Genomic DNA, 24,330 nt, shown 5'->3' with positions numbered 1-24,330 from the left:
GCGGTTATCCAGAAAAAAGGATATCCGGATTAATTTCCGGAGAATCCCCGCTGCTTTAGCACGGGGAGTGTCAAAACTATCCCCGCCGCAGTTACACCCCTCATACCGAAGGAACAGTCCCTTTTGTAGTGATGGAATTTCTATCAGCTACTTACGGCGATGAATACTCTGTCGAACACACAGAAGAAATCGGCAAGTGGTTTTTTTACGAACAAGTAATCAAAGTTCCTCGCTATGTCATTTTTCGGCCGGATACAGGCAGAATAGAAGTTTATGCGCTTGAATCCGAGCGTTATGAAAATCAAAATTCTGATGAAAATGGCCGTTATTTAATACCTGGATTAAATCTATTTTTGGGAGTGTGGCAGGGAAATAGCGAAGGTAGAACGGGATATTGGCTGCGTTGGTGGGCGGAGGGCGCAGAACTGCTTTTGTGGCCGGAAGAAAGGGCAGAAAATGAACGCCAGCGGGCCGATCGCCAACAGCAACACAAAGAGTTAGCCGAGACGCTGCTGGAACAGGAAAGACAGCGAAATCAAGAGCTTTTGGCTCGATTGGCAGCCCTGGGTATCGATCCCGAATAGCATTAGAAGTCCGATGGAAGTCGGAAGAAAGAAGAGGTTCGAGGGAAGAAGGGAACCCGATCGAGATATGCTTTCTTCATCCTTCTTTCTTTAGTTTGCTTTCTTACTTCTCTGTTTGTAACAAAAAGTGGAATTTATGTTAGTAGAAAAACTAGAACAATTAAAAGATATTTTCGCACAAATGGAACGGGCTTTGATTGCCTACTCCGGCGGAATTGACAGCACTTTGGTGGGAAAAATCGCTTTTGATGTATTGGGCGATCGCGCTTTGGCAGTGACGGCTGTTTCGCCGTCTTTACTGCCAGAAGATTTAGAAGATGCGCGCATTCAAGCAGCAGAAATTGGCATTGCCCACCAGGAAGTAGAAACTCAGGAAATGGCAAATCCCAATTACACTTCTAACCCAGTTAACCGCTGCTATTTCTGCAAAAGCGAACTGCACGATACTTTGAAACCCCTAGCACTAGCAAAGGGTTATCCTTATGTGGTGGATGGGGTTAATGCTGACGATTTAAAGGATTACCGTCCCGGAATTCAGGCTGCGAAGGAACGCGGCGCGCGATCGCCCTTAGCAGAAGTAGGCATGACTAAATTGGAAGTGCGGCAGTTGGCCAAAGAATTGGGTTTGCCTTGGTGGGACAAACCGGCTCAACCTTGTTTGAGTTCGCGCTTTCCTTACGGCGAAGAAATCACCGTTGGAAAGTTGCAAAGAGTGGGGCGCGCCGAACGGTATTTGCGACAGTTGGGACTGAAAAATTTGCGAGTGCGATCGGACGGAGATACGGCGCGGATTGAGTTACCCGCAGAGGAGATTCAGGAGTTTGTGGTAAATACGGATTTGCCTGCATTGGTGGCGGTGTTCCAGGAGTTTGGTTTTGTGTACGCGACTTTGGATTTGGAGGGGTTTCGTAGTGGCAAATTAAATCAGGTTTTGCAGCCACAGTTGTTGCAGGCAAAAGGTTGATTAATTTTCCAGACTACAAAAAATTTCTCATGATTGATGTAGTTTGGGACATGGACAAAGGGGAACTATGTCAATCGAAACTTTACCTTTGATGTAGCAACTTATACCTTTCACGGCTCGAATTGTTAGGATTACAGGACTTACGAAAAAGTAACGTATTGCTGTCGCCCAGCGAACTCAGTGAAGCAATCTCAAAGTGGCGTTGCTTAATCAGGGTATGAAAAAAATAACTTTAAAATCCAAAAGCTTTGTGGATACTGGTTTCTATGACGGGCCTATTTAACCTTTCATACCGTAAATCCGCAACGCCTTGGATGTTTGCCGTAGATTTGGGATGTGCCATGTAATAGCAAATCTGCTTTTAATACCCCCTTTATTTGTTACTGATACTTTTAATTCAGACAATCCCCGACAATCGGCGAAAATCTGAATATAGCACACTCATCAGATACGTCTGAGAGTATGGTGGTATCCCACAAAGCTTTAAGAAAAATTCCTAAAGCGCCATTGAAATCGCGAGGTATTTCATAACCGCAGTTGGGACATCTAAAAGTTTTAGAGCCACCTAACTTTCTCTGAATATGACCGCATTTTGTACAAGTTTTGGAAGTATATTCTTCCGTCAATCTAACCAATCTCGAACCGTAACGATTACAGAGATGTTCTAAGGTTTGCGAGAACTGATAAAATGCCCAAGTCATCATCGCCCTCGCCGACTTGGAATTAAGTTTGCGACTACCTCTTGCCACCATTTGAGAAGTTTCAAAAGTAGGTAGGTAAATAACATCGTAATTCCGTGCTAAATAGCTCGCTACCTGCTTGTGAATTTCCGACCGCAGGTTTTTGATTTTAGTTCTAACTTTCTCCATTGCTTGTTTTAGCCGATAACGCAATCGAGAAAACTGACCGCCCTTTGAGCATCCAAATTTTGACTGCATCTTATCCCAATGCTGGCACAATCGGGCAATCTTCCCAAAGTCATGCTTTCCAAATTCAGTAAAAGAATTGCCATCAAATCCAGTCAGGAAACAGCGCAGTCCGGGGTCGAGTGCGATGGTCTTGCCGCCATTTTTGGGTTCTGGAACGTCCATCTCTCTAGGCATATTTACGAACCAGCGTCCCTTATTGTAGGTGACTTCTACTGCCTTGTCATAGTTGATTAAGCAGGAATCCTGCCCAGTCCAGAGAGGTTTTTCTAGACCTTTGCTAGCATTGAGCATTAGATGACCGTTCTTGTAATCACCCGGGTCGAACTGAATTGTTTGTTTCTGGGAGCGGATTGACCTGAATCGAGCCAACTTCAATCCGACTAAAGGATTGGGTTTTGCCTTTTTTCCTTTACCTAATTGAGCGGGCTGCTTGTCAGTCTTCTTCCAAGCTGTATAAGCCTCGAAAAGGGCGTTGTCCAAACTGTGTGCTATTCCCAATTCTTTGCACCATTCCGGGATTATCTCGCAACAAGCGAGTTTTGCAGAAGCTACGAAAAGCTTGTTTACCGGAAGTTTTCAAGACTGGCTGACTGGTCTTTTTGTCCACAGTGTAGTAGGTAAATTTTCCCTGGTGTTTATTCAGGTAAGCGATTGCATTGTTATACACTTTGCGATTGGCGTGAATTCTCAACATCCAGACTTTCTTTGTCTCCCCCTTTGGGTAAACTCGGTACGTCAAAGTCTTCAATGATTTGCTTTTTATACTTTCTGAGTCCGTACAATCGGCAACTGAAGACGTGGATGATGGCGAGCACATCTTCAACCATTTCTCTTTCTGGACTAAGTGAACTATTGTTGAGAACCAGAATCTTACACCCGCCCCGCTCCGCAAACCATGAGATAACATCGAACCCGAATCGGCACAATCTATCTTTTGAGGCAATGACAACCATTCCGATGTCGCCTGTGTAAATGTGTTCCAGTAGGGCGATAAGACCTTTCCGTTTGAAATTGAGGCCGCTCCCGATGTCTTGGATAATTTCACATCCGGGGTAGCGCATTAGTGACAAGTTAAGGTGATGGGTAAATTGTCAAGGGGGTATTTACATTGGTTAAAAAATAGATGAAACTCAGAATAGGCAAGTAGTTGAGCAATTATGACCAGCCATGACCAAGACCAGAACTACCAATCGGGACCACGCGAAAAAGAAACAACGACCACTGATAGAGGATGAAGTAATTGCCCAGCAACTAGAAGCATTACTGACACCAGCCATGCTCAATCAGGAAAATTCCTACCGTCAGCTAAAACTTCGAGACCGAATTCTCAACTTGCCATTGATGATGGCTGCGGTCTTAACCTTACTATGGCGAGATGTGGCAGGGGTAAGAGAGCTGACCCGAATGTTAACGAGAGACGGCTTTCTGTGGTGTAATCCCACGTCCGTCAGCCAACAAGCACTCTCGATCGAGATTTTTGACCTTTCCTGCTGAGCTGTTTGAACAAGTATTTAAGGATTTATTACCGCGTTTAAGAACAAATTGGCAGAGGAGAAATCAACGAACCTTACCAGAAAGTATTCAGTTTACATTAACAAGATTTGAGCAGATATGGATTATAGATAGTTCAATATTAGAGGCATTATTTCGGAAATTATCAAACTTAGAGTCAGCTAAAATAGGACAATTGGCGGGGAAAATAAGTACAGTAATTGATCTAGTAACTAGATTGCCAGTCGAAATTTGGTTTACCGAAAATGCGAAATAATCGGATGTAAAACTTGAAGAGAATATCCTCAATCTAGCCAGCGAAAATACGTTATTACTATTAGATAGAGGCTTTTATCACTTTAATTTTTGGTTAAGATTAATTGAGCAAAAGGTTAACTTTATTACCCGAATAAAGAAAGGAGCCGCCATCAAAGTAGAGGAAGTATTTACCGATAGTTATGGACTGCGAGACCGTAAGATACGTTTGGGGTCTGGAACAAAGAAAACTCCGTTTATTACCTTACGTTTGATTGAAGTTCGTTCAGAAAAAACCTGGCATTCTTATTTAACAAGTGTGCTAGAGCCAGAAAAATTACCCCCTTATGTAGTAGCAGATTTGTATCGAAGACGTTGGCGGATTGAAGAAGCTTTTAATATTGTAAAAAGGCTGTTAGATTTAAGCTATTTATGGACGGGTTCAATCAATGGGATTAAATTACAGATTTGGGCAACTTGGTTATTTTATGCAGTTTTAGTAGATTTAGGTGATGCGGTAGCTGATGAACTAGCTCTACCTTTTGAGCAGATTTCTTTAGAAATGATTTATCGCGGTCTTTATCATTTTACTATAGCTCATCATAAAGGTAAAGCAACAGATCCAATCAAGTATTTTGCTGACCCCCAAAATCGAGATTTAGGCATTATTAAACAGCAGCGAAAACCGAATGTTAAGTTAATTATTGCCCCTTTTCCTGAAAAGCAACGAGGGTCTGACCAATTCTTTTTTAAGAACTCTCCGAAAGCCTCTTGACAAAAGACTTACAGCCTTAACTTGTCACCAATGGGGGTAGCGAGACAGAAGAAAGTCAGTCTGTCGGAGAAGGTCGGCTTTTTGACTTCGACTGCTAACTCTGGCGTAGAGGATGGTTGGTTTAGTAGATGGAATATTGACAACTGAGTCTCCGTCGTAGCGTCGCTGTCCTGACGGCGTTCGGTATGCTTTGATTTTCCCTTCTTTTTCCCACCTTTCAAGGGTTTTTGAACATACTCCAAGTCGTTGAATAGCGATTCTTGGTGGTACATATGTGGACATATTGGGTTTTTTGAGTGAATTATCTCAGTCTACATCAATTGTCTGCCTTATGGCGGGAAATGTCTAAGAAAAACTCGTCCTGGAGATACCTCCCCCTTTGCTCGGACTTCGTTTGACTCTATGCAGCGGTTTCAACCGCCGATTCATAAAGAGGGTGGCTAACTTTCAACGCCCGAGTCTTATCAAGGAGTAGTTGGCTGAATTTGCTGTGGCTGCATTTGCTGCGGCTGCTGATTCTGAAGTTGAAGTTGCTGCTGCTGAATCTGAAGTTGCCGATTTTGCAGATCGATTTGCCGCTGTCTGTCTTCCAGTTGCAAGCGTCTGTCTTCAGCTTGCCGCTGTCTGTCTTCACGTTGGAGCTCTCTGTCTAGCAGTCTGTCTTGACGTTGCTCTTGTCTGTCTTCACGTTGTTCGCGAAGCTGTCTGAGCTGATTTTGCCGCTCGAAATCCCCTCCCAAAAATAAGTTTTGAAAAGCGTTGATAGTTGCTTGAAACCCCGTAAGAACGCCGCTAACCGTGCTAATGCCACTTGCTACTCCTGTTATGGGCTGCAAGAATCTGTTTATATTGTCTGCTACCCTAGCATAGCCCGATCGCGCTACCAGAATCACATCGTTGTTGCGGAGAGTAGGGTTATTATTAGGATTCAACCCTTGAGCAAAATCCACCTCGATGGTGCGGCGAGAAACAGTACCGTTGGGGTTCAATCGCAATAGTTCTACCTTGTCTTTTTTAGCCCGCAATTGATTGAAACTGCCTGCGGTCAGCAAAGCTTGGTGCAGGGATGTACTAGGCCGCACCTCCAAAGCCCCAGGCCTAATTACTTCTCCTACAATATTGATGCTAATCGCGTTCGGAGAAAAACTGCTATTTGCGACTTGAGAAACTTCAGCTAAGTCTACAGTAGCTGCTGTCGGGATAATTACGCTATCTCCTTCTTGCAGCAAAATATCTTGAGTTGCGTCGCCTCTTTGCAGCAAATCCCACAGATTTACCATGATAGTTTGTTCGTTGCCCCCTCTGACTCGGCGGCGGATTTGCACTCGGCGAATGTCAGCTTCTGTAGTGATACCACCAGCAATTTTCAATGCTCTAGTTATCGTTGGTAAGCCCACAACAGCTCCTTGCTGTTGGTCGATAGATACAAAACTCAACTCTGTTTGTTGGTTGCTCGATCGCACATCCGAAGCAAATACAGTATAAGGCCCCGGCCGGTTTACTTCCCCGACAATTACCACGCCAATTGGTTGAGTAATATCAGCGGAAAAATTAGCACTGGCTCTTTGACGGACTTCTTCAGTATTAAGGGCACTTGCTGTCGGTACAAAAATTGTATCTCCATCTCGAATGGTAACGTCTTGACGCAAATTTCCCGTCTCTAAAAAATCCTGCAAATCAACAGTAGTAACTTGCTCCGGCCCGCCTCTGCGGGGACGGCGAATTTGGACATTTCGCATATCTCCTGCTGATGTCACCCCTTTTGCAAGTTGCAGCATTTCCATCAAAGTCGGGAATTTTACTCCTCCTCCTTCTCTAGTGGGATTAATCTTGTAGGAACCCGGGCGAGTAACTTCACCTGCAAGACCTATATTTAGGGGGCGAGCGACCATCAGAGTCACGGTAACAACGGGAACATTGATGAAGGGTTCGTATCGCCTGGTAATTACGTTAGCGGCTTGTTCCAGCGTCAACCCTTGAATTGAGACGCTGCGAATGATTGGCAAATTGAGCGTCCCGTCAACTAACACTTGATATTCTCTGCTGAATTCAGGGACGCCGAATATCTCTAAAGCAATGCGATCGCCCGACCCTAAAGTATAAGCTGCTTCTTGCGTCAGCGAACCAGAATTGCCGCTCGCCGGCAAACCCGAACCCGCAGGTGGCGGCGGCGGTACTCTCGGCCTGTTTGGGTTAGGAGTGCCTGCAGGAGTTCTGACGGCAGGCAACTGAGCTATACTGGGCAGCGAACTCAATAGCACCAGGAGTGCTGACAAACTCAGACTTGTAGCGGTTTGAATGGTATGTTTCATCTTTCTTTCCTGGTTGCAGCCTGCCATTGAACAAGAGCAATTTAGCTAGTGGATTTTAGTTTATTTTCCCTGCTGTCCAGTGTAGCCTCGCTTCGCTGCAAAATCCACAGGTGGAATCATAAAAATTGTGCGATCGCACTTAACTATTTTGCCCCTTGTTTGTAAAGAAACTGTAAAGCCCGCCAACTGTTCTCAGGATTAGGATCTCGTTTGAGCAAAATTTTTCACACATAACTCGGGATACAAATCAACCCGCCACAGAAAGGAGATAGGAAAAAACCGCCCTGATTTGAGGTAAAATATTAGATAATTATATCTGCGGGACAAAGACAAGTGTCACTAAAATTGGATAAAGTAATTCCCTGGGGACGCTGCTTGGATGAATACATAGGAATGTTTAGCTTGACATCAAGTGACCTCAAACTAGCAATCCTTGATTGTGCAGGCGGCCCGGCGAGTTTCAATGCCGAAATGACTCGCCAAGGTAAAAAGGTAATTTCTTGCGATCCAGTTTATCAGTTTACTGCGGTGGAAATTGGCGATCGCATCCAAGAAACATATCAAACTGTGATTGACGGTGTTAAAGCCAATTTAGACGGCTACCTGTGGAATAATTTTGAATCGCCCTACCAGCTAGGCGAAGTGCGAATGAAGGCGATGCAGGAATTTTTAGAAGATTTTCCATCTGGCTTGCAGCAAGGCCGCTACATTAATGCTGAGCTGCCAGTTTTGCCTTTCGAGAACGGTCAATTCGATTTAGCTTTGTGCAGCCATTTCTTATTTGCTTATTCTCACCTGCTTTCCGAAGAATTTCATCGATCAGCAATTACAGAAATGTGTCGGGTTGCGAAGGAAGTCCGCGTCTTTCCTCTATTGCAGAGTTTTAGCGGGGAAGAATCCGATCACTTAAATCCGATCGTCGCCGAATTGAAAAAGAGAAATTTTAGTGTAGAAATTCAAGAGGCTCCTTATGAGTTTCAAAAAGGCGGGAATAAGATGCTGCGAGTTAGGGGGCGAATGTAATTCGCGGCTGCGGAGGGCATGGCAATTTGCGATCGCTTATTTCAAAAAAATTAGATAAGCTAAGCATAAGGTCATGCCTCATCTTGGGGTTCGCCAATCGCACGCTGGACTGCATGGCGAATGTGGATAATCCTCACCGTTGGTATGGGTTGATCGTCAAAAATAGTGAAGAGTATGGGATACGTGTTTTTACCACTTCCATACAGAAGCTGGCGAATCTCTTGGCTGAAAAATGCGTTTTCACGGGCTAAAACACAACGACGCGGCATTTCTTGGAGTGAGGAAATCGCTTTAATCAGGCCCTGATACCATGCTTGAGCGCGTTCGGGAGTCGTGAATTGGGAAAAGTTCAGAAACGCTGCATCAGCTTCAGATTGAGCTGTACTAGAAAAGTCAATGCGATACATTATGCTTCCAAAGAAAGTCCGTATTTCTGGTTTTGTCTATCGACAAACTCTTCCAGAGTAGAAAACTGACCCCGATCGAAGTCATCAAGTCCGCGTTGAATCCCTTCTAATGCCTCGAAGAAATCGCTTTCATCAAAGCTAAGTCCGAACGCGATAACAGCTAGGGTAACGCTGGTTATATCTTGTCCTGTACTTTCCGCCCGTTGGCGCAGCAGTGCTTCGATTTGGGGGGGTAAGGTGAGTGTAAGAGTCATAAAAGTTATGATGAATGGTTAACTTTATTTTCTAACTTTATTTTGGCATAGGTAGCCAAAACGATCGCTCCCTAGACTATCGGCCCATTGCTTAACCCGATCGTGCTCTTCGGCCCGTCTTGTTTGTCTGGTAATCTTGCAAGGCTGCGAGACTATTGGCGATCATTTGTTCTTTGCTGAGGGGTTGAAACTCGTTTGCTGTGTCAATTTCGCCCCACTGATATCCCTCCGTTTCCTCGGCAATTTCTGCGATTAACCGTTCAAAGTCGCTGAGATTACCGTTGGACTGATTCAGCCATGAAAGCACGATCGCCTTAACCGAATCGCTGGGCATGGCTTGGATTTGGGCATGAAGTTGCTTTATAGATTGAGCCATTGGACAATAGAGAGTGACTGATTTAATTTTAGCGCCGTGTCAAATAATTGCGTACAATATCACGCACAGTTGCGGTAAAATTAATTAAAGACTTTTGTATTTTACTAACGGTCGGAAAATTAGTTAATACTTAAAAAAATGACTCGTGACTGATGACTAATGACTAATATTTGATATAATATCAGACCCATAATCCAAACTCAAACCAACTCATGCCACAAACAGTCTGGATCGCACGACACGGAAACCGCATCGACTTCGTTAACCCCGACTGGTTTCTCACAGCAGAACGCCCCTATGACCCCCACCTTTCCGAAGACGGTCACATTCAAGCCAAACAACTCGCCAATCGCCTCAAAGGAGAAGGAATTTCTCATATTTTTGCTTCCCCTTTTCTGCGAACTGTCCAAACAGCAAATCACGCGGCAGAAGCTCTCGATTTGTCAATTAAACTAGACTGGGGACTGTGCGAATGGCTAAATCCTGAATGGATGACAGAAATGCCGGAAACTGAGTCCGTAGAAGCTTTGTGCCGGCGTTTTCCCAGGATTGATGCTTCCTACAAAGGCGGTATTGCTAATTATCCCGAAACTGGGGAAGCTTGTTTCAAAAGGGCGGGGGAAACGGCTAAACGCCTCGCGGCTGAGTTTCCCGAAGATATGTTATTAGTAGGTCACGGTGCGTCGGTTTTAGGAACTGCGATCGGGCTGGCGGGCTGTGCAGAAACGGAAATTAACGCTTCTTTGTGCTGTTTGGTGAAAGTGGTGCGGGGTGAGGGAGAATGGTCGATCGCACTTAATGGCGATACTTCTCACCTGACTGACTCTGAAACCGCGATCCGGTTTAATTAAAGTTGAGATTTGTGCGAAAAATCGCATTTTATGCTATGTGTGTAAGGTGCGCTGCCCGGTGCACCCTACGTTAATCTGATTAGTCCGAATCAGGGTGTTATTCTTTAATCTCGATCGCACATTTTAAATCGCAAATCTCAAATAGGTATGGCTGGACACAGTAAGTGGGCGAATATTAAACGCCAAAAAGCTAGAGTTGATGCCGTTAAAGGCAAGATTTTTGCTAGAATATCTCGCGAAATTATTGTCGCGGCCCGCAGTGGAGTTCCCGATCCCGCTGGCAATTTTCAACTGCGGACGGCTATTGAAAAAGCCAAGGCGGCGGATATTCCTAATGAAAACATAGAAAGGGCGATCGCCAAAGGTGCTGGCTTGGCGGGGGGAAGTTCGGATTTAGAAGCTATTCGCTACGAAGGTTACGGCATTGGCGGGGTTGCTATTCTGATTGAAGCGCTGACAGACAATCGCAACCGCACAGCGGCTGACTTGCGAGAAGCTTTTACTAAAAATGGCGGCAACCTGGGCGAAACTGGTTGTGTGGGCTGGATGTTTGACCACAAAGGGGTTTGTACGGTACGCGGCCCAATTGATGAGGAACAATTGTTTGAAGCGTCCCTAGAGGCGGCTGCGGAATCTTATGATTTGATATTAATTGATGAGGATACTGAAGGTGCAGAGGTATTTACAAGTGTGGCTCATTTGGAACAACTGGCTGATGTTTTGAAACAAAAAAGTTTTGCTGTTTTGCAGTCGGAAAATCGCTGGATTCCGAGCAATACAGTGGAAATAGACACTCCTGAAAAAGCTCGATCGCTCTTGAAGTTAATGGATGCACTGGAAGATTTGGACGACGTGCAAAGTGTGACAGCTAATTTTGAAATGACAGATGAATTGATGTCTTTGAGTATGGTTTAATGCTTTAAAGATGAGGGATCTGGATCGTCCCGCTGGCACTGCAAAAGATGAAAACTCGCCAGCGGGACGATCGCGCTACACTATTACCAGGAAACGAATCCCTATCTGTACGCGAGTGGGGAGTGTCAATCCAACGCATTGCTGAAAAAGCTGCATTGAAAATCTCAACCCACAGTAAAGCCATGCTAGTTGACACTCCCGGGCCTGAAGGCGTGGGGATTCTTAATTCATCGACTGACCTTTAAGCGCTATGTCCTTGCGGCAATTCTTAAACCTTTCAACCGTACAAAATACCAATTGACGAGTTCAACTCACAGCAACCCCAGAGGGTCTATCTCCAAAAGCGTACGCTTGATATGAACAAGCGAGTTCGGGTATGCCCTACCCTACTTAACAAATGAACCAAATTATTTGTTTTCTGGTAAAGAGAATGCGTTGATTCTCTAGCTGTTTTAAGAGTATTCGCTGCTCTGAGTCCAACAATTTATGCCTAAAAGTGTGTCTTAACTGTTTCACGATGGCACAGGAGTTTAACCTTGACGATTGTAGTATACTACAAATACCAGCAGTTCCCTGATTTTTAGGAATGGATTTAAGAAATTAAAGCCGGCCACTGAAGAAGGGGTTTTAAACCAAATTTTTTGATAACAACGAAAGCAAAATGGACAGCACGCACTCAGAAGAAGTTCTGTCAGCAACCGAAGTATCCGAAACCAAGGATATATCCGAATCGAATGTGCAGGCTGAACCAGGGGGTAAATCCAATTGGTTCGGTTCCGTTTTCGGAGCCGTCTCTGCAACGGCGAGTGCCGTAGGGAATGCGGTAGGCAATGCCGGAAGTGCAATTGTTCATACCGCGAGTGCGGTGGGGAATGCAGCAGGCAGTGCTGGAGATGTGATTGTTGTTAATACAGCGAGTGCGGTAGGCAATGCCGGAAGTGCGATTGTTAATACCGCCAGTGCGGTAGGGAATGCAGCAGGCAGTGCTGGAGATGCGATTGTTGTTAATACCGCCAGTGCGGTAGGGAATGCCGGAAGTGCGATCGTTAATACTGCGAGTGCGGTAGGGAATGCGGTAGCGAATGCCGGAAGTGCGATTGTTAATACCGCCAGTGCGGTGGGGAATGCAGCAAGCAGTGCTGGAGGTGAGATTGTTGTTAATACCGCGAGTGCGGTAGGCAATGCGGTAGGGAATGCCGGAAGTGCAGCACTCCAATTTCCCAATTTTTGGGATTCAGCCCTCGGTTCGATTTCCCAGAGTCCTATCTTGAAAAAACTGACTGAAAATTTCAAAATCGACTGGTTAGTTAGTGCGATCAGTAAAGTTGATGTCGTGACTGCCGAGGCGCAAGTTCGAGAGTTACAGCGCCAATATCCTCACGAGAAACCCGAAGAGATCGCACATCACTTGATGGTGGAAAAAGCCTTGCTAGCGGCAGGAAGTGGCTTGGTGAGCAGTTTAGTTCCCGGCGTGGCTTTGGCGTTGTCTGGCATGGATTTAGCGGCAATGACGGCGTTATCTGCCGAGTTGGTTTATCAAATTGCTGCAGCCTATGGCATGGATTTGCGATCGAGCGATCGCAAAGCAGAAGTTGTCGCTATTTTTGGTTTGTCCTTGGGTAGCAATTTAGCTATCGAAGCTGGAGTTACGCTTGTCAGCAATATTCCCTTGGCGGGTGCGGTAATTAATGCTAGCGCCAGTGCGACAATGATTTACGCGCTGGGATACGGTGCTTGTCGGTTTTATGAAGCGCATCTCGATTCCTCGGAAATCGAAACCAAGCTCGGAGATTTACAAGAGGTATTGCAAGCGGAAAGTGAGCAATATTTAGAGACAGCGATCGCACAAGAAACGGTGATGGATTGGATTTTGGTGTATGTCGTCTATGCCAGCAAAAAATTCACCCGATGGGATGAGTTATTACCGGAATTACGAGCGGCGAATTTAAATCCCAGGACTTTAGCTGAGATTGAAGCTGTGACAAATAAGTCTAAATTGCTTCCCAAGTTGGATATTTTACTCGCACAACTCGAACTTGACTTTGCCGAACCACTTTTAAAGCGATGCACTGAGATCATCGAGGCTGACGGTGAAATTAATCAACAAGAGGGGAAAATTTTGCTGACAATTCAACGGGCTGTTTTGAGCAAAAGAAAGCAAGCTCAAAAGCCAGCCCAGCAAACTTGCATCGAGGATGCGGTACCGCCACCCACTGAAGCACAAACTGAAGTCCAAGGTGAATCACAAATTCCCTCTTTATCTTCTGATTCTCCTTCTACTAATAAGTTTAGTTCGAGTATGCTGCAAAATTTCCAAAAAATCATAAAAGTTGCTGGGCGATTAGACGTGCAAAAGATTGCGAATTTAATAGATACTGAATCACAAGCTCCCCCCTTATCTTCTCATTCTCCTTCTACTAAGTTGAGTGCAATTCTGCTGAAAAAATTCAAGCAGATTTTAGCAGGTTCTACGCGGTTAGAAGTGGCAGAGATTGGGTATTTAATCGATCAGGTCGATCGCATGACGGGAGAAGAGTTTGAGGAATTTTTAGCCTGCTGTTTCCGCAATCTCGGTTATGCGGTCGAAATGACACCCAAAACGGGGGATTTTGGTGCGGACTTGATTCTCTCTAAAGCCCGCAAGAAAACCGTTGTCCAGGCAAAACGCTATCAAGGAAAAGTGGGAAATTCCGCCGTGCAAGAAGTGGTTAGTGCGGTTAAGTATTACGGGGCGCAAGATGCGATCGTTATTACAAACAGTATGTTTACATCCAATGCTCATAAACTGGCTCAAGCGAATGGGGTACAACTCTGGGGAAGAGAACAGTTAATTGATTTAGTGATTCGAGCTAAAAAATAAGGTATCTATGAACCAAGAATCCCAGTCTCTGAAAGAGCGGGGAGTGTCATTTGAAACACAAAAACTTGGCAGTTTTGCAGTCGGAAACTCGCTGGATTCCCAGCAATACAGTGGAAATAGACACTCCTGAAAAAGCTCGATCGCTCCTTAAGTTAATGGATGCACTCGAAGATTTGGATGACGTGCAAAGTGTGACGGCGAATTTTGAAATGACAGATGAATTGATGTCTTTGAGTATGGTTTAACAATCTAAATCACCAGATTTTTGCCATCCGCAAGACAAATCCCGGTAACTCTGGCTCGCCGCTGACTGTTTCAGGATTATCTAAGATTTCAGGTTCGCAATCGGGACGGTAGATGTAGACTTTTCTGTTTTTGCGATCGACCAAAAAGCCGAGCGATACACAGTTATCAATATATTCTTGCATCTTGTTTTGCAATCCCTTGAGAGTGTCACTAGCAGACCGCAATTCAATCACAAAGTCAGGACAAATCGGTGCGAATGAGGCTTTTTGTTCTTCAGTTAAGGCATTCCAGCGCTCTAGTTTAATCCATGAGGCATCGGGAGATCGGGTTGCTCCATTCGGCAAGGTAAAGCCTGCACTGGAGTCAAACGTTTCACCTGTGCCATCTTCTTCTGCCCAGTTCGCAAGTTGCTGAGCAATTTTAATGTTGCGATTCCCTGTATCTGAAAAGGCTGGTGACATGATAATGACTTCCCCACTGGCAGTACGCTCAATTCTTAAATCGCGATTAACTATACAGAATTCATAGAACTGTTCAACAGTCATCGATTGGATCGCAGGGAAATTGACCGTCAGTGGGACGCTTTCGGTTTGGATTAGCAGCGTCGTCATGGTTTTTCCTCAGTTGGTGCAGGGGTGATAGAATACCTTGAGCTTATCATATCTTAGCTTGGCGCTCGAAAGTCTTAGTCGATCGGGGAATCGGAGGCACGGTATCCGTTTTTGGGCTGGGTCAATCGATTTTAGATTTTAGATTTTAGATTTTAGATTTTAGAATTGAAGCATTTTTAGATTAAAGATTAAAGATTAAAGATTAAAGATTTTAGATTAAAGATTAAAGATTAAAGATTAAAGATTAAAGATTAAAGATTAAAGAATAGAAGCCTTGACCCAGCCCAAAAACGGATACCGTGCCACGTACTCCTGTCGTGGAAAGATAAAATTTTTAGACCCTAGTTCAAGATCCCAGATTTATCTGTGGGGTAAATCTAAAATCTAAAATCTAAAATCTAAAATCGACTGACCCCACGGATCAATTTGGGGGGCAAGTTTCATCGGATACAGGTTTTTTATTTCTGGACGGATGAATCACGTGGCGGGTATCCCGGATGCTTGATTGTCAATAATCTTTTTTCCCAGTCAGCAAATAAGTAACCATGTATCCCTTGCCCTTAACTTGAATGGCGCCACGCTTCTGAAAAGTATATTTATCTTTTAATATCTCGTAGGTTTCGGCGGTGACTTGAATGCAGCCGGTAATCCCGTGGGATTCCATGCGCGAAGCAATATTTACTGTGTCGCCCCAGAGGTCGTAAATAAACTTTTTTAAGCCGATCACGCCGGCAACGACAGGCCCACTGCTAATCCCGATCCGAATGCTGAAAGGTTCCGAATGTTCTAAACTTAGCAGCCGAATTTCGTGCAGCATATCGATCGCCATGTTCGCAACCGCCTCGGCGTGATCGTCTCTGGGCGTAGGCAAACCGCCGACAACCATGTAAGCATCACCAATAGTCTTAATTTTCTCCAAACCGTGGCGATCGGCCAAGTGGTCAAAAGCCGAAAAAATATCGTTGAGCACTTTCACCACCGCCGTCGCTGAAATTCTCGACGAAAGCTCTGTAAACCCCACAATGTCGGCAAACATCACAGTTACTTCCGCAAAACTTTCGGCGATATTGTGTTCATTGTCCTTCAAACGCAGGGCGATCGCAGCAGGCAAAACGTTTAGCAGCAGTTGCTCGGATTTAGCTTGTTCGAGTTCCAACTGTAGGTAAGCAGCCTGCAACTGTTCGGCTTGGCGAATTCTTTCTCGGGCTAGCTTTTCGATTTGGGCGGTGCGGCTCAAAGCTGTCAGCATATATGTCACCGGAATCAGAGTCCACAGCATCCCCATCGTCAGAGTTCCCCAAGAGCGCCAGTGCTTGCGAATCCGGCGAATTTCCGGCGTTGCCGACACGTACATAGACCACTGGCGGCCGCTAATTTTCAGCCGCCTTCTGCAAGCTGTATAGTTCGGGCCTGGATTGTCAAGAATCGGGCAGTTTTGCATCAGCGCTCGGTCAGCAGCGGCTGATGCTGGAAGCACTTGTTGGCTCTCGGATTGGAACTGCACCGCAAATAGCTGAATTTGCCTCTCAGCAGGGAGATTTTTGAGAACCGGGTTGGCCCTTTGCGGTAACAGTGACGCTGCTTGTTGCTTGTCTGGAGCCTCGCTAACGAGATAAATATTGAGGTAGTCGGTATTGCGTCCTTTTAAAGAGGTTTGGAAAATATCTTTGCCTCGAAATACGCCCAGAACAAATCCTTGTAGCAGTTGGCGACGGGATTCCAGGGTAGTCGGTTTACTGCTGTTTTCGTAAATCGGAACTATGGCTAAAAGACCTAGTTCCGGGGAGTTGCCCTGAGTTAAGCCGATGTAGCTGGTGACAATCATTTCTCCTGTATCGCGCCCTCGATCGAGCGCGGCGCGGATTTCTGGGTGGGAGGCGAGGTCAAAGCCTAATACTATCTCGTTTCCGGCTGGTGGTTCGACGTAGAAAGCCGGGAAGTATTCGGAACGCTGGAGAGCCTTGCGGAGTTCTCCTCGCGGGCCGCGCTCTGTAATCTCGAAGCTGGGCTCTGTTTCGGTTCTAGCTTTGGTTTCGTAGTTGCGCCGCTCGGAATTGGGGACGCGGGGGGCCCAAGCCAGGAGTTGCAGGCTGGGGTGGACGGCTAGGGGACGGGCGACAAACCGGGCAAAAGAGGAACGCTCGACGGCGCTGAAGGCTTTCATGTAGTCGCTGAGGGCCAGAACAGTATCTAAGTCGGAGTTGAGCTGGCGTTCGATGCCGATCGAAATATCGTCGATGCGGCGCTGCATTTCGTAGTCGCGGCGCTTGTCTTCCCAGTCCCAAACCAAGGCGAATGCTAGGATCGACAGTCCGACACCCAAAGCCAGCGTCAACCCGGCTGGAATGTAGCGAGACCAGGATAAAGGTAGTTTTTTCAGCATAATTGCCTAGCGAATAAGGGCAGCAGATTAGCACACCGCTGAGTGGGATTTATTTCGGCCTCTGAGTGCGGTTAATTCAAAACCCTGATAACTCAAGCACCGACGGCAATTGGGAATTAAAAGTTAGATATGTAAACTTTTAGATTAATGGACGATCGCTCAGCAGGGGATTTCAATCCAGAATTCCGCTCCCTGTCCGGGCGCTGAGATGCACCGCAGGCTTCCCTTATGTTTTTCTACCACAATCTGATGGCTGATGGATAATCCTAAGCCGGTTCCAGCCCCTACGGGCTTGGTGGTGAAGAACGGGTCAAATAGCCGCTTGCGAACCTCTTCGCTCATTCCCGGGCCACTGTCGGCGATGCAAATTACAATGCGATCGCAATCACTGAGCTGGTTTTTACTGTGGCTTTTCATGCCAGCTTTTTTCATGAGGGTGCGAATCACGATTGTCCGAGGTTCCCGTTGATTTTCTAGAGCGTCGATCGCATTGCTGATAATATTTAGAAATACCTGGTTTAACTGACCCGCACAACAGTAAATTTTGGGTATTTTTCCGTATTCTTTAATAATTTCAATCCCGTTTTTTATACTGCTCTGATGCAATCTGTGCTGCAAGATTAACAGTGTACTGTCAATTCCTTCATGAACGTCTACCAACTTCATTTCTGATTCATCCAGTCTCGAAAAATTCCGCAGCGACAGCACAATATTACTGATTCTTTCTACTCCTACTCTCATGGAATTTAGCATTCGTGGCAAGTCTTCCTTCAGAAAATCTAACTCTAACTCCTTAACTTTTTCAGCAATCTGAGGTACTGGGGACGGATAGCATTCCTGGTAGAGACTTAACAGTTCAATTAAATCGTGAAAATAGTTGTATGTGTGAGAAATATTGCCGTTAATAAAAGTTGCGGGATTGTTGATTTCGTGGGCGATGCCAGCCACCATCTGACCGAGGCTCGACATTTTTTCTGATTGAACTAATTGGATTTGAGCGTGTTGTAGCTTTTCGTAGGCTTCTTGCAATTGGGCTGCTTGTTTTCTCAATTGAGATTCGGAAGCTTGGAGTGCGGCGGCGGAAATTTTGCGGTTGGTTATATTTTCAATCATCCCTAAATTGTAAATGGGTTTTCCTTCGCCGTCTCGAATCAAAGTAGCTGTCACGTTTACCCAAACAATTTTACCGATAGCGGTAATCTGGCGGAGTTCGATTTGATAGTGAGTAATTTCTCCCCGCTCCAGAGAATCAGCAACTTGGAGATTTTTTGGAGAATCTTCGGGATGTCCAAGTTCAATAAATGTTTTGGCGAGCAATTCGGCTGCGGTATATCCCAGCATTTCGCAGTAAGTTTTATTAACTCTCACTAACTTGTTATCATCTAAATTAGCTAAGTAGATAGCGATCGGTGCATCTTCAAAAATTGTGCGAAATAGTTCCTCGCTGGCCCGGACTTGAGCTGCTAGGGAAAGCCTATCGGTGATGTCTTCAAACGTAGACAAAATGCCGACAACATTGCCGGAATTGTCGTGTAAAGGTATTTTATTTGTATCCAGACAGCACTGGGTGCCGTCGGCTTGCATTTTGGATTCTAAGATGTGATATTCTGGGGTGTTGGTTGCCATGATGCGGCGGTCGCAGGCTCGAAAAAATTCTGTTTCTTCGGGCTTCCAGGGCATATCGAAATCGGTGAGACCGGCGATTTCACTGGGGTGATTGAAACCTGCGACTTTGGCAAAGTTTTTGTTGCCTCCCAAGTAAACTAAATCTCGATCTTTCCAGGCGATTAACTGAGGGATGTTATTGATTACCAACCACAGCATATTTTGGGATGTTTCCAAGGCTTCCGTGCGTTCTAGGACGCGCTTTTCAAGTTCTTGATTGGCTTGTTGCAGGGCGATTTTTGACTCGCTGAGGGCGATTTCTGCTAGCTTGCGATCGCTGATGTCGATTGTCACTCCCTCCCACAGTATATCGCCCCCCGGCTGCAGTTCGGGGCGGGCAATGCCGCGAATCCATTTCAGTTTTCCCGATCCGGTTACGATCCGCCCTTCATATATCCAAGGTTTGAGAGTTTCGCCGGAAACTGCGATTGATTCTAACAGATTGTTGAGGTCTTCAGGATGCACCGTTGCCCAAATTAAAGCGGAGTTTTCTTGAATTTTCTCTGGCTCTAATTCGTAGAGTTCCCAACAGCCTGAACTCACATAAATGAATTCATCGGAACCGTCGGGATGCAGCAAGTATTGATAAATCATTCCCGGCACATTGGCGGCCATTTTTTGAAATCTGGCTTCGCTTTGCCGCAGTGCTGATTCTGCAAGTTTGCGATCGCTAATGTCAATCAACACGCCGTCCCAAATAATGTCACCTTTTTCGCCCGGTTCTGGCCGGGAAGCCCCGCTAATCCACTTAATCCGATCGCCCGGAAAAACAAATCTGCCTTCCCACCGCCAAGGCTCTAAAGTTTTAGCTGAGATAGCAACTGATTCGTGGAAGCTGGGCGCATCCTCTGGATGAATCATTTCGATCGCGGGAATTGCTGAATTTTGGAGTACAAGAGGTTCTAATTCCCAGAGCTCGCGACAGCCGGAACTGACGTAGGGGAATGACACAGTGCCGTCTGCTGCTAACTGAAATTGATAAATCATTCCCGGAACGTTGGCGGCTAGTTTTTGAAACCTCGCTTCGCTTTGCCGTAGTGCGGTTTCTGCTTCTACGCGATCGGTAATATCGTAAAATGCCGATAAAATTGCGGCTTCGCCATTAAAATTAATCGCTCGCATCGACATTTTTACCCAAAAAAAACTGCCATTTGCTTTCTTGAGGCAGATTTCTTCGCGGTCTGCCAAGCCCTTTTGTTTGACTAATTCTATCAATTGACTGCGGTCATTGATATTGGCATAAAGTTCATTTTTTTTGCGTCCGATAAGTTGTTCGCAACTCACACCTAAACTTTCTCCGAGGGCAGAATTTGCATACAAAATTACGCTATCTTCTAGGCGCGTAATTGACATGGGAACGGGAGTCACAGTGGCGATCGCCCGCAATCTTTCTTCGCTTTCTTCCCTGGCTGTTTCGGCTGCTACTCTTTTGCTAATATCGTTCTGAACTCCGATAAAATGGGTTAATTTTCCCTCATTGTCTAGGATGGGGGAAACCATTAATTCGTTCCAAAAAGGAGTTTTGTCTTTGCGATAATTTTTGAGAACTACCTGAATTTCCGTTCCCGATCGTAAACTGCTGCGGAGTTTATCTAATTCGCTCTGATCGGTATCGGGGCCCTGCAAAAACCTGCAGTTGCGTCCAATAACTTCTTCGGTACTGTAACCGGTCAGTTTCTCAAAAGCAGGATTGCAGTAGATAATAGGTGTGTCAGGCCTGCGAGCATCCGCGATGAGGATGCTGTTGCTCGAAGCTGCGATCGCCCGCTCTAGGAGAGACAGGTTGAAAGAGTCTGTTGTCATCTGTAGCAATATTCACGCTCCTTCGGAGCGGACAGAAGAATAAAAAAATATAAACACCTGAAGCCATTCTTATTCTATAATCTTATTTTTAATTTAGCTTTCTTAACAAAGTCAGCAGCCCAAAAAAGTCGGCGTGGGAGACGACTAATACCATTTTAGGTGTGAGATTTTGGATTGGCAATGACTGATTCCATCATGGTGGGGATCGTGGGTCTACAGTTGCCTTCTTTTGGGAAATTAGTATCACCGAAGGCATGAGGCACTTATCCAGAAAACCGAAGGTGAAAATACCGAAGGCGGCAAGAAAACAGAAGGTGAAAATACTGATCTTTTCAAGTTTTTTTCTTCTCCTCCTTCCATCCGGCTCGCCAACCCTTTTAAATTGACAAGTTGATGCAAGAACCCTGAGCAGTTTTGCTGACTTCAATTCTGGCTTGAAAAGCTTCTTTCAGGTGGGGCATATGGGTAACGGTGAGGATGCAGGCGAAGTCGGAGGCGATCGCATTAATTGCAGCAATCAGCCGATCGCACCCTTCCGCATCCTGAGTCCCGAATCCCTCATCAATAATCAACATTTGCAAAGCCGTGCCCGCCCGCTGAGACAGCAGTCTCGCCAGCGCCAGCCGAATCGCAAAATTAATCCGAAAAGCTTCACCGCCCGAATAAGTTTCATAGGCGCGAGTACCGCGAGCATCAGCAATTAAAATGTCTAAAGTGTCAATCAACTTAGTTGCTTTTTTAGAAGCAGCCGCCCGCTGAGTAATAAATTGAACGTGCAATTGATTCGCGCTCAATCTCGACAATATCTGATTGGTTTCAGCTTCGAGTTGAGGCAAAACATTTTCAATCATTAAAGCTTGAATGCCGTTTTTACCAAATGCTTGACCCAGCTCTTGATAAACTCGCTGCTGGCGTTTGGCAACTTGCATTTGCTCTTTTTGAGCTACTAGCTGAACTTGCAGAGTTTCCAGATTTTGCTGCTGCTGCTGGAGGCGTCCGAGACTTCCCAAATGTTGGTCTAGCTGCTGGCGGCGGCGACTGATTTGCTGTTCGATCGCACTTATTCTGGCTGTGGGATCGGGATGTTCTTGCAATTGCTGGTTCATCGCTGCAGTTTGAGCGCTGACAGCTTGCAAATCTCGATCGCGCACAGCGATGGAATTTGCTATTTCATTAACCCGCTGCTGCACTTGCGGGTACTGCACAGTTGCCGATCGCAATTTTTCGGCGCGGGCGATCCAAAACTGCGATCGGCGCATTTCGCTGCGGACGTGTTCGTGCTGTTCCAAATTATAGCCAATTTCCGCAATGTATCTATCTAAAGATAGAATTTGCTGCTGTATTTCCGAGCTGTTTTTTTGCTGTTCTAACTGTTGCTGTACGGTGGCTAATTGAGTTTGCAAATCCGGGCGGCGGGCATTAATTTTATTCAGTTTCTGCTGAGCGTCTTTGATTTGAGCTTGCTTAATTTCCGCCCACCGCAAGCGCTTTTCATCGCTGCGGGCGAGGGAGTGGCTGCGATCGCTGTAATTGAGCTGTTGCAGTTGCTGTTCGATTTGCTGGAGTTCGCCCAAATCCTCCGCTGCATACTCGCCGGTGCGTAACAACCGCTCTATTTCTGCAGCGTCTTGACGCATACTTTGCAGTCGGTTTTCATCTTGGCCCAGGCTATCTAATTGTGCTTGTAAATGACTGCGACGTTCCCGCAATTCTTGGTAGGGCGCTAATTCCTCTTCTAGTTCGCGGTATTCATGTCTGAGGACTTGAATTTCGCGCTCGGAGACGGCCAACTGTTCGCGCACAACCCACAGTTGGTTCCAGATTTCCTGCTGTTGGGTGTGGTGTTTTGTGACTACTAAATTCCAGTAGTGTTCGTCTAAAGGTCGATCGCACAAAGGACAATTGCCAAAATTTGCATCCCGCACCATTAAATGCGAATTCGATGGCTCGTTTTCCGCAAAATTCGCGGCTTTACCTTCACCTGCGGTTTTTTCTCCTTCATGTTTCCGCAGGAGTTGCAGTTTTTGGTCGAGCTCGGCGAGTCTGGTTTGATAGTCGCGGCTTTTGGCTTGCAGGTTTCCTAGAAAGTCGTGCCTTTCTTGACCTTTTTCGCGGACTCGCTGCTGATAAACTCGCTTGTTTTCCAACTGCAAAATTTGATTGGCGATGGCCGAGATTTCCTGCTGTAATTGCGGCTGTCGCTTCTGCTGCTGAACTTGCACCTGTCGGTTGATTTCCTCTAAGCGGGCGGTTAAACCGGCGCGGGCGCGATCGAGCTTTTGTTGCTTTTGCTGCTGCTGTTGTAGCAGCGGCGAAACTTGCAGTTGCAGTTGCTCTAGTTCGTTGAGGCGCGATCGAACTGCTTGCAACTGTGCGAGTCCTTTGTCAACCTCCGGCTGCTGTTTGAGAATTTCCAGAACATCTTTTTCATCTTGTTCTAAAACCTCTAATTGAGCTTGCAACTGCTGAATTTTGCTTTGCAAAAAGCTCAGTTCTTGCCGCTGCTGTTCTTGCAATTGCTGGCGCTGATTTTGGGTTTGTTGGTTTGCCTTGAATTTGCCAGCCAGACTTTCTTCTGTCGCTTGCAAGCTGTGGAAATACGCGATGCCTGCTGTTATTTCCTTTTCTTGTTCTAGGAGGGCTTGTAGCTCATTTTGCTGCTGTTTGGCTGCGCTGAGTTCTTGCTGCAAGCGGCGGCATTCTTGAGTGATATTGTAGTGCTGTTGCTGGTGGCCGGCGAGGAGTTTTTGCCAAGTTTGCCGGTTGTGGTGCTGGAGTTGCAGTTGCTGTAACTCGGTTGTGTCGGCTTGCTGCTGCTGCTGAAGCAAATCGGTTGCTTGCTGCAATTGAGTTTGTTCGGAGGCGAGAGCCTCTTTTTGTTGCAGTTGCTCTTGTACGGTTAGCAAACTCTGTTTGAGCACTTCGACTTGAGCTTTAAATTGTTTGGAGGTATCCTTGGCTTGGTCGGATAAAGTATCGTAGGAGTCGAGTTTGAGCAGGTTGGCTAAAACTTGTTTGCGTTCGATCGGTTTTTTGAGCATAAATTCATCAGCTCGCCCTTGCCGCAAATACGCCGAGTTGATGAAAGTATCGTAATCTAGTTTAATGTGTTCGAGGATTTTTTGCTGAGTTGTTCTCAGCCCCTTGTCTGTGAGCGTGCGAAAATTCACCCCCCCCGCCCCCCCCTTACTAAGGGGGGGAGAAGAATTTAAGTTTTCTGGATCTTCTTTATTAAGGGAAGAATTCACTTCTTCTGGCTCCCCCTTACCAAGGGGGGGGAAGGGGGGGTTTGTTGCTACTTGAAATTCCAAACTTCCCGATTGTCCGCGCCGACGGTTGCGAATCACCCGGTAGATTTGGCCGCCGGTGGAGAAAGTGAAATCAACGCGCACATCAATTTCGCCGATATGGATGATATCGTCTTCCGTATCGCTGCGGCAACAGCCCCAAAGTGCCCAGGATATGGCTTCTAAGAGGGAGGATTTGCCAGCACCGTTAGGCCCGCAAATGCAAGCAGTGTGCAAGCCGCGAAAGTCTAAAGCAGCTTCGCGATAGCTGAGAAAATTTTTGAGTGTAAGTTGTATAGGAATCATTTAGGCCATCGCGCCATACAATCTATCTATAAA

At 45.9% G+C, this 24,330-nt stretch carries 17 protein-coding genes and 3 pseudogenes; 9 read left to right on the top strand and 11 right to left on the bottom strand.

What is annotated here, in order from left to right; all coding sequences use genetic code 11:
- Nucleotides 1–92 precede the first annotated feature (92 nt).
- Both QUB35_RS10505 and larE read left to right on the top strand, forming a co-directional pair.
- Nucleotides 93–584 (top strand): annotated as a pseudogene (locus tag QUB35_RS10505) (Uma2 family endonuclease); the annotation flags it as partial.
- Between the two features lie 136 nt (nucleotides 585–720).
- Complete coding sequence (gene larE, locus QUB35_RS10500) at nucleotides 721–1,548, top strand: ATP-dependent sacrificial sulfur transferase LarE (protein ID WP_333141868.1); 828 nt, start codon at nucleotides 721–723, stop codon at nucleotides 1,546–1,548.
- 392 nt (nucleotides 1,549–1,940) lie between these two features.
- Here larE and QUB35_RS10495 read toward each other — a convergent pair whose 3' ends face one another.
- Both QUB35_RS10495 and QUB35_RS10490 read right to left on the bottom strand, forming a co-directional pair.
- The gene (locus QUB35_RS10495) at nucleotides 1,941–2,975 is read right to left on the bottom strand and encodes a transposase (protein WP_333141866.1); all 1,035 of its coding nucleotides are present in this window, start codon (nucleotides 2,973–2,975) and stop codon (nucleotides 1,941–1,943) included.
- A 161-nt stretch (nucleotides 2,976–3,136) separates the two neighbouring features.
- Nucleotides 3,137–3,538, bottom strand: a complete 402-nt coding sequence (locus QUB35_RS10490) for an IS607 family transposase (protein WP_333141864.1) — start codon at nucleotides 3,536–3,538, stop codon at nucleotides 3,137–3,139.
- A gap of 160 nt (nucleotides 3,539–3,698) precedes the next feature.
- Here QUB35_RS10490 and QUB35_RS10485 point away from each other — a divergent pair.
- Nucleotides 3,699–4,998, top strand: a pseudogene (locus QUB35_RS10485) (IS4 family transposase).
- Nucleotides 4,999–5,022: 24 nt separating this feature from the next.
- Here QUB35_RS10485 and QUB35_RS10480 read toward each other — a convergent pair.
- Complete coding sequence (locus tag QUB35_RS10480) at nucleotides 5,023–5,280, bottom strand: MerR family DNA-binding transcriptional regulator (RefSeq protein ID WP_333141862.1); 258 nt, start codon at nucleotides 5,278–5,280, stop codon at nucleotides 5,023–5,025.
- 182 nt (nucleotides 5,281–5,462) lie between these two features.
- A complete protein-coding gene (locus tag QUB35_RS10475; protein WP_333141860.1) occupies nucleotides 5,463–7,310 on the bottom strand; it encodes a polysaccharide biosynthesis/export family protein in 1,848 nt (615 codons plus the stop codon).
- A 333-nt stretch (nucleotides 7,311–7,643) separates the two neighbouring features.
- Here QUB35_RS10475 and QUB35_RS10470 point away from each other — a divergent pair, with 333 nt between their 5' ends.
- Nucleotides 7,644–8,333: a class I SAM-dependent methyltransferase gene (locus QUB35_RS10470; RefSeq protein ID WP_333141858.1), complete on the top strand. Its 690-nt coding sequence runs from the start codon at nucleotides 7,644–7,646 to the stop codon at nucleotides 8,331–8,333.
- 71 nt (nucleotides 8,334–8,404) lie between these two features.
- On the opposite strand, the gene QUB35_RS10465 is transcribed toward QUB35_RS10470, so the two are convergent.
- The 3 genes from QUB35_RS10465 to QUB35_RS10455 all read right to left on the bottom strand — a co-directional run bounded on the left by QUB35_RS10465 (nucleotide 8,405) and on the right by QUB35_RS10455 (nucleotide 9,370).
- Nucleotides 8,405–8,740, bottom strand: a complete 336-nt coding sequence (locus tag QUB35_RS10465; protein ID WP_333141856.1) for a type II toxin-antitoxin system RelE/ParE family toxin — start codon at nucleotides 8,738–8,740, stop codon at nucleotides 8,405–8,407.
- Nucleotides 8,740–8,994 carry a hypothetical protein gene (locus QUB35_RS10460; protein ID WP_242716968.1) on the bottom strand — a complete coding sequence of 85 codons (255 nt, stop codon included), beginning with the start codon at nucleotides 8,992–8,994 and terminating at the stop codon, nucleotides 8,740–8,742. Before QUB35_RS10460 ends, QUB35_RS10465 begins: the two co-directional genes overlap by 1 nt.
- Before the next feature lie 91 nt (nucleotides 8,995–9,085).
- Nucleotides 9,086–9,370, bottom strand: a complete 285-nt coding sequence (locus QUB35_RS10455) for a hypothetical protein (protein WP_333141854.1) — start codon at nucleotides 9,368–9,370, stop codon at nucleotides 9,086–9,088.
- A 212-nt stretch (nucleotides 9,371–9,582) separates the two neighbouring features.
- On the opposite strand from QUB35_RS10455, the gene QUB35_RS10450 reads away from it, so the two are divergent.
- From QUB35_RS10450 to QUB35_RS10430, 5 genes and pseudogenes are all read left to right on the top strand, one after another.
- Nucleotides 9,583–10,221 (top strand): histidine phosphatase family protein, encoded by a 639-nt coding sequence (locus QUB35_RS10450; protein WP_333141852.1) that lies wholly within the window; start codon nucleotides 9,583–9,585, stop codon nucleotides 10,219–10,221.
- A 147-nt stretch (nucleotides 10,222–10,368) separates the two neighbouring features.
- Entirely contained in the window at nucleotides 10,369–11,136 is a 768-nt protein-coding gene (locus QUB35_RS10445; protein ID WP_333141851.1) for a YebC/PmpR family DNA-binding transcriptional regulator, read from the top strand.
- A 47-nt stretch (nucleotides 11,137–11,183) separates the two neighbouring features.
- Complete coding sequence (locus tag QUB35_RS10440; protein WP_333141849.1) at nucleotides 11,184–11,381, top strand: hypothetical protein; 198 nt, start codon at nucleotides 11,184–11,186, stop codon at nucleotides 11,379–11,381.
- 416 nt (nucleotides 11,382–11,797) lie between these two features.
- Nucleotides 11,798–13,996 carry a restriction endonuclease gene (locus QUB35_RS10435; RefSeq protein ID WP_333141847.1) on the top strand — a complete coding sequence of 733 codons (2,199 nt, stop codon included), beginning with the start codon at nucleotides 11,798–11,800 and terminating at the stop codon, nucleotides 13,994–13,996.
- Between the two features lie 50 nt (nucleotides 13,997–14,046).
- Nucleotides 14,047–14,241: pseudogene (locus QUB35_RS10430) on the top strand (YebC/PmpR family DNA-binding transcriptional regulator); the annotation flags it as partial.
- Nucleotides 14,242–14,250: 9 nt separating this feature from the next.
- Here QUB35_RS10430 and QUB35_RS10425 read toward each other — a convergent pair.
- The 4 genes from QUB35_RS10425 to QUB35_RS10410 form a co-directional block, all read right to left on the bottom strand.
- A complete protein-coding gene (locus QUB35_RS10425; RefSeq protein WP_333141845.1) occupies nucleotides 14,251–14,853 on the bottom strand; it encodes a Uma2 family endonuclease in 603 nt (200 codons plus the stop codon).
- A 508-nt stretch (nucleotides 14,854–15,361) separates the two neighbouring features.
- Nucleotides 15,362–17,236, bottom strand: coding sequence for an adenylate/guanylate cyclase domain-containing protein (locus QUB35_RS10420; RefSeq protein ID WP_333141843.1), 1,875 nt, complete (start codon nucleotides 17,234–17,236; stop codon nucleotides 15,362–15,364).
- Between the two features lie 159 nt (nucleotides 17,237–17,395).
- Nucleotides 17,396–20,704 (bottom strand): PAS domain S-box protein, encoded by a 3,309-nt coding sequence (locus tag QUB35_RS10415; protein ID WP_333141841.1) that lies wholly within the window; start codon nucleotides 20,702–20,704, stop codon nucleotides 17,396–17,398.
- A 377-nt stretch (nucleotides 20,705–21,081) separates the two neighbouring features.
- On the bottom strand, nucleotides 21,082–24,297 hold the full coding sequence (locus QUB35_RS10410) for an SMC family ATPase (protein ID WP_333141839.1): 3,216 nt from the start codon (nucleotides 24,295–24,297) through the stop codon (nucleotides 21,082–21,084).
- Nucleotides 24,298–24,330 lie beyond the last annotated feature (33 nt).

Source organism: Microcoleus sp. B13-B6 (assembly GCF_036705405.1).
Classification (GTDB): domain Bacteria; phylum Cyanobacteriota; class Cyanobacteriia; order Cyanobacteriales; family Microcoleaceae; genus Microcoleus.
This window is presented reverse-complemented; position numbering and strand designations above follow the sequence as displayed.

Excerpts from the sequence above, each read along its gene's own strand:
- QUB35_RS10410 (WP_333141839.1), bottom strand. The coding sequence starts at position 24,297 with ATGATTCCTATACAACTTACACTCAAAAATTTTCTCAGCTATCGCGAA.
- QUB35_RS10415 (WP_333141841.1), bottom strand. The coding sequence starts at position 20,704 with ATGACAACAGACTCTTTCAACCTGTCTCTCCTAGAGCGGGCGATCGCA.
- QUB35_RS10425 (WP_333141845.1), bottom strand. The coding sequence starts at position 14,853 with ATGACGACGCTGCTAATCCAAACCGAAAGCGTCCCACTGACGGTCAAT.
- QUB35_RS10465 (WP_333141856.1), bottom strand. The coding sequence starts at position 8,740 with ATGTATCGCATTGACTTTTCTAGTACAGCTCAATCTGAAGCTGATGCA.
- QUB35_RS10435 (WP_333141847.1), top strand. The coding sequence starts at position 11,798 with ATGGACAGCACGCACTCAGAAGAAGTTCTGTCAGCAACCGAAGTATCC.
- QUB35_RS10490 (WP_333141864.1), bottom strand. The coding sequence starts at position 3,538 with ATGCGCTACCCCGGATGTGAAATTATCCAAGACATCGGGAGCGGCCTC.
- QUB35_RS10455 (WP_333141854.1), bottom strand. The coding sequence starts at position 9,370 with ATGGCTCAATCTATAAAGCAACTTCATGCCCAAATCCAAGCCATGCCC.
- QUB35_RS10480 (WP_333141862.1), bottom strand. The coding sequence starts at position 5,280 with ATGTCCACATATGTACCACCAAGAATCGCTATTCAACGACTTGGAGTA.
- QUB35_RS10475 (WP_333141860.1), bottom strand. The coding sequence starts at position 7,310 with ATGAAACATACCATTCAAACCGCTACAAGTCTGAGTTTGTCAGCACTC.
- larE (WP_333141868.1), top strand. The coding sequence starts at position 721 with ATGTTAGTAGAAAAACTAGAACAATTAAAAGATATTTTCGCACAAATG.
- QUB35_RS10450 (WP_333141852.1), top strand. The coding sequence starts at position 9,583 with ATGCCACAAACAGTCTGGATCGCACGACACGGAAACCGCATCGACTTC.
- QUB35_RS10445 (WP_333141851.1), top strand. The coding sequence starts at position 10,369 with ATGGCTGGACACAGTAAGTGGGCGAATATTAAACGCCAAAAAGCTAGA.
- QUB35_RS10460 (WP_242716968.1), bottom strand. The coding sequence starts at position 8,994 with ATGACTCTTACACTCACCTTACCCCCCCAAATCGAAGCACTGCTGCGC.
- QUB35_RS10420 (WP_333141843.1), bottom strand. The coding sequence starts at position 17,236 with ATGCTGAAAAAACTACCTTTATCCTGGTCTCGCTACATTCCAGCCGGG.
- QUB35_RS10440 (WP_333141849.1), top strand. The coding sequence starts at position 11,184 with ATGAAAACTCGCCAGCGGGACGATCGCGCTACACTATTACCAGGAAAC.